11 protein-coding genes are annotated in these 12,014 nt (G+C 54.8%); 7 read left to right on the top strand and 4 right to left on the bottom strand.

The genetic code is table 11. The features are described 5' to 3' along the window. Positions 1-55 precede the first annotated feature (55 nt). Together METAL_RS18500 and METAL_RS18495 are read left to right on the top strand one after the other, a co-directional pair. The gene (locus METAL_RS18500; RefSeq protein WP_005374812.1) at positions 56-1,069 is read left to right on the top strand and encodes a tryptophan--tRNA ligase; all 1,014 of its coding nucleotides are present in this window, start codon (positions 56-58) and stop codon (positions 1,067-1,069) included. Then, positions 1,066-1,782, top strand: coding sequence for a hypothetical protein (locus METAL_RS18495; protein ID WP_005374811.1), 717 nt, complete (start codon positions 1,066-1,068; stop codon positions 1,780-1,782). The genes METAL_RS18500 and METAL_RS18495 overlap by 4 nt, the downstream gene beginning before the upstream one ends. 34 nt (positions 1,783-1,816) lie before the next feature. Here the strand turns inward: METAL_RS18495 and METAL_RS18490 are convergent, their stop codons facing one another. From METAL_RS18490 to METAL_RS18480, 3 genes are all read right to left on the bottom strand, one after another. Next, positions 1,817-2,392, bottom strand: coding sequence for a YigZ family protein (locus METAL_RS18490; RefSeq protein WP_005374810.1), 576 nt, complete (start codon positions 2,390-2,392; stop codon positions 1,817-1,819). A gap of 418 nt (positions 2,393-2,810) precedes the next feature. Further along, the gene (locus tag METAL_RS18485; protein WP_005374809.1) at positions 2,811-3,317 is read right to left on the bottom strand and encodes a hypothetical protein; all 507 of its coding nucleotides are present in this window, start codon (positions 3,315-3,317) and stop codon (positions 2,811-2,813) included. 45 nt (positions 3,318-3,362) lie between these two features. Further along, positions 3,363-4,769, bottom strand: coding sequence for a P-loop NTPase family protein (locus tag METAL_RS18480; protein WP_005374808.1), 1,407 nt, complete (start codon positions 4,767-4,769; stop codon positions 3,363-3,365). Between the two features lie 574 nt (positions 4,770-5,343). Between METAL_RS18480 and METAL_RS18470 the strand changes: the two genes are divergently transcribed. Further along, positions 5,344-5,757, top strand: a complete 414-nt coding sequence (locus tag METAL_RS18470) for a hypothetical protein (protein ID WP_051040420.1) — start codon at positions 5,344-5,346, stop codon at positions 5,755-5,757. Positions 5,758-5,966: 209 nt separating this feature from the next. Here METAL_RS18470 and nadB read toward each other — a convergent pair whose 3' ends face one another. Further along, the gene (gene nadB, locus METAL_RS18465) at positions 5,967-7,619 is read right to left on the bottom strand and encodes an L-aspartate oxidase (RefSeq protein WP_005374806.1); all 1,653 of its coding nucleotides are present in this window, start codon (positions 7,617-7,619) and stop codon (positions 5,967-5,969) included. A gap of 410 nt (positions 7,620-8,029) precedes the next feature. Here nadB and rpoE point away from each other — a divergent pair, with 410 nt between their 5' ends. From rpoE to METAL_RS18445, 4 genes are all read left to right on the top strand, one after another. After that, on the top strand, positions 8,030-8,620 hold the full coding sequence (gene rpoE / locus METAL_RS18460; RefSeq protein WP_005374805.1) for an RNA polymerase sigma factor RpoE: 591 nt from the start codon (positions 8,030-8,032) through the stop codon (positions 8,618-8,620). Between the two features lie 12 nt (positions 8,621-8,632). Continuing rightward, on the top strand, positions 8,633-9,199 hold the full coding sequence (locus METAL_RS18455) for a sigma-E factor negative regulatory protein (RefSeq protein WP_005374804.1): 567 nt from the start codon (positions 8,633-8,635) through the stop codon (positions 9,197-9,199). Positions 9,200-9,285: 86 nt separating this feature from the next. Further along, positions 9,286-10,176, top strand: a complete 891-nt coding sequence (locus METAL_RS18450) for a MucB/RseB C-terminal domain-containing protein (RefSeq protein WP_281023973.1) — start codon at positions 9,286-9,288, stop codon at positions 10,174-10,176. Between the two features lie 215 nt (positions 10,177-10,391). Beyond that, positions 10,392-11,798 carry a DegQ family serine endoprotease gene (locus METAL_RS18445; RefSeq protein ID WP_005374802.1) on the top strand — a complete coding sequence of 469 codons (1,407 nt, stop codon included), beginning with the start codon at positions 10,392-10,394 and terminating at the stop codon, positions 11,796-11,798. Positions 11,799-12,014 lie beyond the last annotated feature (216 nt).

The following is a 12,014-nucleotide window of genomic DNA, read 5'->3' as shown; positions in this document are numbered from 1 at the left end:
CCGGTATCGATTTTTGGGTCGTATTAAACAATCGAAGACCATCGAGTGGGTATCAATGACGAAAGCAACGGTATTAACAGGCATCACGACCACGGGCACGCCGCACCTGGGCAATTATGTCGGCGCGATTCGGCCGGCGATTGCGGCGAGCAAGAACGACAATGTCGCGCCTTTTTATTTTCTGGCCGATTATCATGCGTTGATCAAATGTCAGGAGCCGGACAGGGTACGCCAATCCAGCCGTGAAATCGCCGCGACCTGGCTTGCCCTGGGCCTCGATACCTCGAATGCGGTTTTTTACCGGCAGTCGGATGTGCCCGAGATCCTGGAGTTGACCTGGATTTTAACTTGCGTAACCGCCAAAGGTTTGATGAACCGGGCGCATGCTTACAAAGCCGCTGTGGCCGAAAATGAACAAGGGGACGAAAAGGATCCGGATAAGGGGGTCACGATGGGGCTGTTCAGTTATCCGATTCTGATGGCGGCCGATATTCTGATGTTCAAGGCCGACAAGGTGCCGGTCGGCAGGGATCAGATTCAGCATATCGAAATGGCGCGGGACATCGCGGCGCGCTTCAACCACATTTACGGCGAGCATTTTACCCTGCCCGAAGCGGTGGTCGAGGAGCACGGCGCGACACTGCTGGGGCTCGACGGACGCAAGATGAGCAAGAGCTACAACAACACGATACCGCTGTTCGAACCCGAGAAAAAACTCAGAAAGCTGATCAACAAAATTAAGACCAATTCGCTGGAGCCGGGCGAGCCCAAAGACCCGGATACCTGCACGCTGTTCAGTATCTACAAAGCCTTTGCCACTCAGGCCGAAGTCGCCGAAATACGCCAGCGTTATGCGGACGGCATCGGCTGGGGCGAGATGAAGCAGGTATTGTTCGAATATATCAACGAGCATATCGCCCCCGCCCGTGAGCGCTACGAGGCGTTGATGCAGGCGCCGGACCATATCGAACAGCAGTTGCAGGAAGGAGCGCGGAAGGCGCGCGCGATCAGCGTTCCGTTTCTGAAGGACTTGCGCGAAGCGGTCGGTATCTCCAGGATAGCGGTGTGAACGACATTACCTTCAGCAACTGGTTGCGGGAGTCCCTGCAGTTCATCGGCCGCGGCCCCGGTACCTGGTTCGGTTGTTGTCTGGCGATCGGCTTGCTGATGCTGCTGGGGCATATCTCTTTGGCGCTGGGTGTGTTCGTGTCGATTGCCGGCCTGTTTGTCGGTGTCGGCGTGGCGAAGTATATCGATCTGAAATACAACGCGGACAATCCGGTGCCGTTACTGTGGGCGGTCAAAAAAAGCCTGCCGCTGGCCATTCTGGCGGCGGGCGCCCTGGTTTTTTTCTGGGGAGTTTTCAGGACGGTTGCAGGCGTTACAGCCGGCGACTGGCAGAACATCGTCAAGTTTTTCTTCGAATGGGAGTACACGCCGGAAAACCTGCAGAGGCAAACGATGCGCGAGCTGGCAATCTGGCTGTTCGGCTATGCGAACGTCGCGCTGATGTTTTGCCTGTTGATGCTGAACAGTTTCGCGAGCTGGTTCAGCTATCCGCTGATGCTGTTCAGAAACTATCGCTGGAGCGCGGCGAAAGAGGAGGGAAGGCAAATGCTTTCCCAGCACGCGAATGCGTTCTATAAGATGCAGGGTTTCATTTTCCTGCAGGCGATGCTTTGCCTGTCCGTGACGCCTTTCTTGACGCCGGTCCTGTATATGCTGACGTCGACAATGATGTATGTGTCTTACCAGAGCTTGTTCGGGACCAAGACCAAGTAAAAAGCGCCTGTTAAGGTTTAAATGCAACTTCTCGTCAGATTTTTTCGAACAGCGGAAAGGTTTGTTGCAGCGTGGGCAATTGTTCCGCCGGCAGTTCGAGCACTAGGTGGATCTGCTCGGCAAATTGCTGATCGACGATGCGCCCGTTCAGCTTTTTGAGCAGATATTCCAGGGGCTGCAACTGGCTGTAGGTCACCGATAATTTGACGTTGGCCATTTCGATAAAAGGTTCGATGTCGGCTTCGTCGATCACCCGTTTGGCCGCGTTCCCGTAAGCGCGAGTCAAGCCGCCGGCGCCGAGCTTGATGCCGCCGAAATAGCGGACCACCACCAGCAGCACGTCGATCAAATGTTTGCCTTCCAGGTGTTGAAAGATCGGTTTTCCGGCCGTGCCGGACGGCTCGCCGGCGTCGTGGAACCGGTAGACGAAGCCTTGCGGCGTCTTCAGGCGATAAGCGTAAACGATATGCGTGGCGTCCGGGTATTCGCCGTGCAGGCGCTGCAAGTGCCGAACGGCGGTCTGCTCGTCTTGGCAGGGGAAAATCATCGCGATGAAACGCGACTTTTTGATGTTGTCTTCAATCGTGTGCTGAGATTTGACACAATACAAGGATCACTCCGAATCTGGACCGCAAACCGCGTATGATAGCAATACATCCGTATGCTTCCGAAAAAATTCACCCTCAGGTCGACCGCAACCGCCCGCTCGAAGAATTCCGGCCTGAGCGGGACGGGGTTGAGAACCCGTCCCCAATGTTTGAAAATTCTCCGCCAACACCAAATCATCTTTCCTGTCTATCCCGCTTTAAACGTTACGGCCGGGATAAATATCCTGTTCGGTACCTGTATCTTACGGGTTCAGCCCCGTAGGGTACGCTGTGCGTACCATCAATGTCGAAAGGTACGCACAGCGTACCCTACGGGGCTGGCATGGCACCCTTCGGAAGGTGAGAACTTCCCTTTACGCGATATGAAAATGCTCTAGCAGCGAAGCGGCCGGCGAAATCTTCCGCCGCTGAGGCGAGGGGTCAAATCAGTTGACCGAGCCCGAACGCGCCGAGATAGGTCGCGATGAAATACAGCAATGCCAGCACGGTGCTGGCGATCACATTGATTTCGATGACCTTTTTGAAGATGTAGGTGATCAGGGTGAAATCCCAGAAAATCAGCGCGAACAAAAGGTAATAGCTTAGCGGATCATCGCTGACGGTCACCCAGATCATCACCGGGATGACGAACAGTGCGACTACGTTCGCGCAGAGCATCATCGCGGTCGTCACCTGCACGAAACCGTACAGTGTTTTATTGAAAAACATCATCAGGCCGATAAACAGCAGGGTCAATCCCGTTTCGAGCGCGACTTCGTAAAACGACTCGAACGGGTCGTCGGTCATGTTGGCCTGCAGGAAATACTGGATCAGGAAATAAAAAACCAGATTCTGTTTAAAAAAACCGGTCGACCGGGTCAATTCGAGCGGATTGTGCCTGAACCAGCATAAAGGCAGATACTGTCTGATGATGTCGACGGTTGCCATGATGGTTCGAACCCGTATGGTACGCTAGCGGCCGATGATGTTTAGTCAGGGTATTTGTTTGGGTCCCTTGCTGTCTGCAAAAACGTCGAAAAGCTGTGCATTATAGGCGCTGAACGTGTCGTTCAGCGATTGAACCAGATCCTTCGTTCTGCTCGTCAGTTGAGCCAGCCGGGCCTTGGTCTTTTTGTTCCAGAGGGCCGGTTCGGAAACCGGCAGCAGCATCCGCGAGAAAGTCAGGTTTTTTTCGAACATGCCGGCCGGATTCTCGAGCAGGTTGAGTTCCTTTTGCCGGTTATTCAATTGGTTGATCACCATCTTTGCGTGCAGCCGGCTAAAGATCAAATGAATCGGCGTCATGATCACGATCAGCACCAGCAGCGCAATCGGTCCCAAAATCGGATCGATCAGCGTCGCCAGGACAATGCCGGTGTTGATTTCGGCGAACAGCGCGAGCACGATGAACAGGCTGAGCACCAGCAGGCTGGACATGTTGACCCGTTCTTTCCAGGTCGCGATGCCTTTTTTGACCTCGGGTACGATGACGTTTTCGATTTCGGCGATATGGCTTTCGAGCGCCTGCAAAATTCGGTACGTCCGCTCGTAGCCGACATTGGCAAGCCGCTGATCGATCAGGCTGAAGTCGACCTTGCCCGGCTGCGGGATGAATCCGCTGTCCTGGCTCGGCAAAATCATGAACTGGCCGGAGGCAATGCCGAGATCGGCCAGCCGCCGCTGCCAGCTGGAGATGATCTCGCCGCTTCTTGCCGAGTTCAGCGCGGCGGGGGCATCGATCAGGTAAATCACTTTGTTGGTGTCCTGATGCCGTTTGATCTGTTCGATCAGGTCATCCAGCAAAGGCGACGGCGTCTCGAAAGTATCGGTGAAGACGAACACCGTATCGGAGTTTTCGATCGCGTAACTCACGAGAAAGGACGTTACGGCGGTAGCAGGCGTCGCGCTGATGCTTGGCGCTTCGATGAACAGCTTGCCTTTCAGGTGATCACTCGGCAGCGTTTTGAGTTCCAGGTAGGCGTTGATGCGGCCGCCTTCGCCACGCCGCAACTGTTCGAGCTTGCGGCTGATTTGATAAAACGGGAAACGATGATCGACATCGAGCGCCGTGCCGGGCAGGGTGGTCGGGCTGGTCTGATTGTTGTGCAGCAGCACCGAGAATTTGTTATGCGAGGTTTGCAGGCCGGTGAGCTGGAGATCGGAGCCGAAATAAGCGTTCATGAATTTCGACTTGGCATTCGATGCTCCGCCGATCAGGGTGACGATCGGCCACCAGGAGCATTTGGTGGCGGTGGTGTCGTCCGCGCCGATCAGGCCGAGGTCGTATTCCAGTTGGTCGAGCTCATGAAAGACTTTGGCGGTTTTTTGCAAAATCGGGCTGTCGCTGGCGAAGTATTTTTCCAGATTGGACAGGTATCTGCTTAAAGTCTTTTCAGTCATGTCTTCGCACCGGTCTATTAAATTATTATTGTTGGTATAAAAAGCCCCATGCTTGCCGTCATGTTTCGGGCTGGGGAACTGCTACTCGGCATCGGCACACCAATGAACATGAGCGACAGAGGCTCGCTACCGGTTTGTGAGTCCGTGCTTTACAGATTTTTAATCCGCTTGCGCGATGAATCCACCCATGAGCCGCTGCGCAGAAACGCTTACCGAAGCGGTTAAAAACCCTTATCCTTGTTCCGAAAAAAAACCGCAAAAAAAAGCATATTTGTACGATGATACAAAAAATGGGGTAAATATCAAAGGTATTTTATTGATCGAAGACGGCGGCGTTCGGGCGCGGCAGGCGATTACGGCCGATCGGGAGACTCGGGTTTTGAATGATGCTTCATCGCAAAGCCGTTTTGTCTGTACTCGACCGCTCGGGCGGACGCAACGCGCCGATCGGCCGATTTTTTGCCCGGTAGAAGTTTTGTGGATTTTTATCCACGCGGACAATGAATTTGTGTATATTTGATAATTTTTAGACCGGGCCGTTTAGAGGACCCTCTGTTTGAATGTCCGATCGATTATGACGCAGCCGTATTTTTTCCGTTTGCCGATCTTGATGCTGATTGCCTTGTTGACAGGGTGCGCGTGGCCCTGGGCCGGCAATCTCAGCGGCACCGGTTTGAGCAAGAAAGAGTTTGCGCGCTATGTCGAAGAAGTGTTCCGCTTTCAAAACCGGATGACCAGCGAGGTGATGATGCTGACGGCGACGGACGAGGGCAACGACTTTTCCGGTTTGCTGAAATCCGAACAGCGCATGCAGCTGGTTTGTGCGCCATTGAACGAATATGTATCCCGCGATATTGAAGGGCTCGGCAGCGGCCTGGGCCTGCAGCGGCAAGTCGCCAAGACCGCTTTCGATTGCGACCGCGCCGCGCATGAGGTCGATCGGCTGTTGAAATTGAGCCGGCCGCCGTTCGGGGAGGGCTCGGGATAAGCTGGTCCTTAGGTCCTTAATCGCATGTCTTTATACACAAATTCGTCATTCCGGTAGGGATTGCCGGAATCCACGACTGCACGGATGCAGGAGGTAGGCAACGCAGGAGCAGTTGCCGGGGCTACAGGGACGTTTTGAGCTTGCCATCCTTGGCGCTGGATACCCGCTTCCCGGCGGGTATGACGGCATTTATGTATAGAGCATGCCCCTTAATCGCCCATTTCATACGTATTGCGTCCTGCGCGCTTCACCGGACGCAGTATTGTGGGGTGGGGCGGTTGGCTGCGGTCGGGCTCCGGATAGTCCAGCGTGTAATGCAGCCCCCGGCTTTCCTTGCGCAGCATCGCGCTGCGGATGATCAATTCGGCCACGATGACCAGGTTGCGCAGTTCGAGCAGGTCGCTGGTGACCCGGCAATTGCCGTAATACTCGGCGATTTCCTTCTTGAGCAGTTCGACTCGGTTCCTGGCCCGGTGCAGCCGCTTGTTCGTCCTGACGATCCCGACATAATCCCACATGAAATTTCTGAGTTCGTTCCAGTTGTGCGAGACGACCACTTCTTCGTCCGAATCGCCGACCTGCGACTCGTCCCAGGCCGGAAGCGCCGGCGGCGGGGCAATCTCCGGCAATCTCCCGGCCAGGTCGATATGGGCGCGTTCCGCGAAGACCAGGCATTCGAGCAAGGAATTGCTGGCCATCCGGTTGGCGCCGTGCAGCCCGGTGCAGGCGACCTCGCCGATCGCGTAAAGGTTGGCGATGTCGGTGCGCGCATGGCTGTCGGTCATGATGCCGCCGCAGGTGTAGTGGGCTGCCGGAACGACCGGAATCGGCTGGCGGGTGATATCGATGCCGTAGTCGAGGCATTGTTGGTAAATGGTCGGGAAGTGCTCGCGGATGAAGGTTTCCGGCTTGTGGCTGATGTCCAGGTAGACGCAGTCGATGCCGCGCTTTTTGATCTCCGCATCGATCGCGCGGGCGACGATGTCGCGGGGCGCGAGCTCGCCGCGTTCGTCATAAGCGTGCATGAACGGCGCGCCGTTCGGCAGGATCAGCTTGCCGCCTTCGCCCCGCACCGCTTCGCTGATCAGAAAGGCGCGCGCCTCGGGATGATAGAGGCAGGTCGGATGAAACTGCATGAATTCCATGTTGCTGACCCGGCAGCCGGCGCGCCAGGCCAGGGCTATCCCATCGCCGGTCGAGCTTTGCGGGTTGGTGCTGTAAAGGTAGACCTTATTGGCGCCGCCGGTTGCCAGCACGACGGCGCGCGCGGCGATCGTTTTGACCTGCTGTTTCCGGGTATCCAGCACATAGGCGCCGAGAATGCGCCGGCCGGTCGGGCTGCCGCTGTTTTCTGCGGGGCCGGTGATCAGCTCGACCACGTTGTGGTTTTCGAACAGTTCGATATTGGCATGCTCGCGCGCCCGCTCGATCAGCGAGAGCGAGACCGCTTTGCCGGTCGCATCGGCCGTGTGGACGATGCGGCGGTGAGAATGGCCGCCCTCGCGGTGCAGATGCAGTTTGAATTCGCCGGATGCGGTTTCTTCCCCGGTAAACATCACGCCCTGGCTGCGCAGCCAATTGATTGAGCTTTTTCCGTGCGTGACGGTCAATCTGACAATTTCGGGATCGCAGAGGCCGGCGCCGGCAATCAGGGTATCCTCGATATGCGATTCGATCGAGTCGCCGGCGTCGAATACGGCGGAAATGCCGCCCTGCGCATAAAAAGTGCTGCCTTCGGTTAGCGCAAATTTCGAAAGTACGGCGAGACGGATGCCGTGTTCGGCCAATTTTAAAGCTAAACTTAAGCCGGCGCCGCCGCTGCCGATGATCAGGACATCATAATAGGGTGCTGGAGTATGCATCTGTAAAGTGAAGAGGATATGCGGAATGGTAGCCGGAGAATGAGTTTTGTTGACCGGGCGAAAGCGCAGTGGGTACGGTCGAGGCTAGTATTACTCGATAATTTATGTTAATTGAATAAGGTGTCACAAGAAAAATATATTTGCTTAAGGAAAACCGCGAATCAAGCGGAGAAACTCCCTTTCCCGTTAGGAGAAGGCTGGGGCGAAGAAATGAAAATCAATGGGTTATCTTCTCGTTTCGACCTTTTTCGGGAAGGAGAGAGCGCTTATCCGGAGCTTCCTTAAGGGCTGGGCTGGCTTAGTTCGCAAGCATGATGGATAATAGCCATTTTTGCCGCGAGAGCAATTATTTTTGTTACTGCCGAACTAATACAGTTTAATTCTGTCCATTCTACCATCCACAGGCACAAGTGAAGAGTCATTCAAGGGCGAGCGAACAATTGGACGAAGACCTGGTATTGCGGGTGCAGCAGGGAGACAAGTCCGCATATGATCTTCTCGTGATCAAATACCAGCATAAGATTGTCCAATTGGTCAATCGCTATGTTAAAGATCCGAGCGAATCCCAAGATGTCGCGCAGGAGGCTTTCATTAAAGCCTACCGGGCGCTGGGCAGTTTTCGCGGCGAAAGCGCTTTTTATACCTGGCTCTACCGGATCGCGATCAATACGGCGAAAAATTATCTGATGTCCAGGTCGAGACGAAATGTCGATATGCAGATAGATGTTCAGGATGCGGAAGTCTATGAAAACCTGCCGCAACTGCATGGTCAGGAAACTCCCGAACGGGAATTGCTGAGCCGCGAGATTGTCGAGACGATCAAGTCGGCGATCGCAAAACTGCCCGAAGAAATGCGGGTGGCCATTATGCTGAGGGAATTTGAAGGAATGAGCTATGAGGAGATTGCTCAGGCGATGGATTGCCCTGTAGGAACCGTGCGTTCACGCATTTTTAGGGCGCGCGAAGCAATTGATAGTAAACTCAACCCCTTGCTCGATTGACGGTGATATTCGATGCATGAAGATCTGATTCAAAAAATTTCTCGATTCCTGGACGATGAGCTTCCTGAAGACGAAGCATTGAGCCTCTTACAAAAAATGCGGATCGATTCCGAGCTGGCCGACAAGATGCGCCGTTATGAGGCGATCAGTCACGCAATCAAAAACGACGACTTATTGGTCGCGGCAAGGCCCGATTTCGTTAGTTCGGTCAATAGCCGGATTCAGCACGAACCGACTTACCTGATTCCGAACGCCGAACGGCGCTGGATTCGTCGCCGGCATTTTACGCGTTCGCAAAAAATCGCTGCGGCCGCCGCGTCGGTTGCCGTGGTTGCTTTTGTCGCGCACCTGCAGCGCCCCGAGCCGGCCCCGAACCCGAAAATGGTCGTCGCCGCGATCAAGCCGCCGGCCGTCTCGACTGACTCCACTCCTAAACCGGTGACCTCCAAAATACTTCACGATTCCTATCCGGTCAACCGACAAATCAGCGATTATCTGCAGGCCCACAGCAGCATTTACACGCAGGGAGAGGTTGGCTTCCATCCTTACGCACAAGTCACTCAATACAGTCAAAAATGACGCTGGTCGTTCGCTTCATCCTGATATTTTTCTTTTCAACCGGATCGGTTTTCGCTGAAGATAACAAGTTAACTGCCAGACAGATCTTGACGAATATGATCCAGGCTTTGAGGACTCTCAATTACGAAGGCACTGTGGTGTTCTGGCGCAACGGAAGGCTCGAAACCATGAAATATTTTCATGCGGTCGATCGTGGAAAGGAGCAGGAGCGCCTGGTCGCTTTGAACTCGCCCTTGCGGGAGGTCGTCAGAAACGGCGATGTGGTCAGTTGCCGTTACAACGATACGCAAGACGTGGTGTTCGACCATCGGCCCTACGAGCGCTCTTTTTTGGTCAATTTTTCCAGGACGCTGGCCGAGCTGGACGATTTTTATGAATTCTCGCTCGCCGGTAAAGAAGACGTGGCGATGCTTCCCGCCTATGTGATCGATATTGAACCGAAAGACCAATTCCGCTATGGACGGCGGATCTGGGTCGAAAAGCTCCAGTTCTTGCCGCTGAAAATCGCCGTCTACGATGTTTCGGGCGCGCTTCTCGAACAGGTCGTGTTCACCGAACAGCATGTCAGGGCGGCATTGCCGTTCAGGGAAGCGAGAGCTGAGGTCGGACGAGCAAATATGTTGGCGGGGCAGGCAATAAAAGACGGCAATGCCGGCGTTTTACCGTTTACCGTAACGGATTCGCCGGCCGGTTTCAGGCCGATCTATTTTGCGCGAAAAACGATGCACGATTCCCATTTGCCCGTCGATTATTTATTGATGAGCGACGGCATCACGTCCATTTCGGTCTATAAGGAAAACAAAAATCCCGAGATGGATCTGGGGCTGCGGTCGGTCGGCGCAATCAACTACTACAGCCTGAGTCTCGAAGATTATCAGATAACGGCAATGGGCGAGGCGCCGCCGGAGACCGTGAAATCCATCGTTGAGGGCGTCAGGTTGAATCCGCCAATCGTTCGGAAACTTCAGCCAGAATAACTTCCGATGCGCAATAAAGCCGGATCGATGCACCGGGAAGCCGGCAGGGCTTTCCCGGCATGTGGCGCTTCGAGCTTTTTTCCCTTGCGCTCCCTTGTTCGACCAAGCTGTGCGAATCGGTACTTTTTGATTTTTGAACAATTTATTTTCGGCCCTGCCGCCCATACCCATGAGCGGACAGGTGATAATTTTTATTGATTGGGATTAGAAACTTTATGCTTAAAAGGCTCGGTTGGTCCGTTTTTCTGGTCTTTTTGTGGGGCCATGCTGCGTACGCGCAATTGCCTGATTTTACCGAAATGGTCAAAAGAAACGGCGTGGCGGTCGTCAACATCAGCACTACCCAAAAAGCTTCTCCGGAAGCCAGCAATCTTCCTCCCGAACAACAGTTGCCCGAAGGCTTGCCTCCGGAAATGGAAGAATTCTTCAAACACTTCTTCAATGGGCCTGGAGGGGATTACATTCCCAGGGATACGCAATCGTTGGGTTCCGGATTCATCATCTCGTCGGACGGCTATGTGCTGACCAATCATCACGTGGTCAAGGATGCCGACGAAATCGTCGTCAAGCTGACCGACAGAAGGGAGCTGGTTGCAAAACTGGTCGGTTCCGATGCGCGGACCGATGTCGCCCTACTGAAAGTGGAAGCCAAAGACTTGCCGACCGTGACGATCGGATCGCCGGAAAAATTGCAGGTCGGCGAATGGGTGCTGGCGATCGGTTCGCCTTTCGGCTTCGAGCAGTCGGTAACGGCCGGCATCGTCAGCGCGAAAGGGCGCAGCCTGCCCGGCGGCAATTACGTGCCGTTCATCCAGACCGACGTCGCGATCAATCCGGGCAATTCGGGCGGACCGCTGTTCAACATGAACGGGGAAGTCGTTGGCATCAATTCGCAGATCTATAGCCGGACAGGCGGTTTCATGGGCTTGTCGTTCGCGATCCCGATGGACGTGGTCAGCAATGTCGTCGATCAGATCAAGACGAAAGGCAAAGTGTCGCGCGGGTGGCTCGGCGTGCAAATCCAGGACGTTACCCGCGAGCTGGCCGAATCGTTCGGGATGAAGCGCCCGCATGGCGCGCTGGTCGCGAAGGTCGTTCCGGGAAGCCCGGCGGAGAAAGCCGATATTCAAATCGGCGACATCATCACCGAATTCAACGGCCATGAAATCGAAACCTCGGGCGAGCTGCCGCCGATGGTCGGCATGACGCCGATCGATGAAAAAGCGGAAATCAAGCTGATCCGCCAGGGCGAGACGATGACCGTGCCGATCCAGATCGGTTTGCTGCCCGAGCAAGAGGAAAAGTTGGCGGATATCGGCAATAAAGGCCAGATCAAATCCGACAATAAACTCGGCATTATCGTTACCGAACCGACCGCCGAACAGCGGGAAGCGCTGGAAGTGACGAAGAACGGAGTGCTCGTGCAAAACGTCGGCAAGGGGCCGGCCAAAGAGGCCGGAATCCAGCCGGGTGATGTGATTTTGCGCATTCAGAGCACGGCGATCAAAAACGTCGCCGATTTCAACAAGGCGGTCAAAAACCTGCCGGAAGGCAAACCGATTGCGCTGCTGGTTCAGCGGCGCGGTAATCCGATCTTTTTGGCGCTCAAGATCGGCAAGTGACCTTGCCGTTTCAACCGGAGCCGCAGGCAGATGCCTGCGGCTCCGGTCCCTCCTTTCCTCGGGTTTTTAAACCTCGACTAAAACGCTAAAACGGACTTTATTTGTTCGAAAATCGTAGGGCGGATTCGCCGCTAGGCAATCCGCCATGGCTTTGAAGGCTGTCGGCGTTTTGCTATCGCGAAAACGCCCTACAGGTTGCTGAACCTCTTTTCCCCG

It is taken from the genome of Methylomicrobium album BG8, assembly GCF_000214275.2.
In the GTDB taxonomy this organism is placed as follows: domain Bacteria; phylum Pseudomonadota; class Gammaproteobacteria; order Methylococcales; family Methylomonadaceae; genus Methylomicrobium; species Methylomicrobium agile.
The sequence above is the reverse complement of the archived record's forward strand: the minus strand, read 5'-3'. Positions and strand labels throughout refer to the sequence as shown.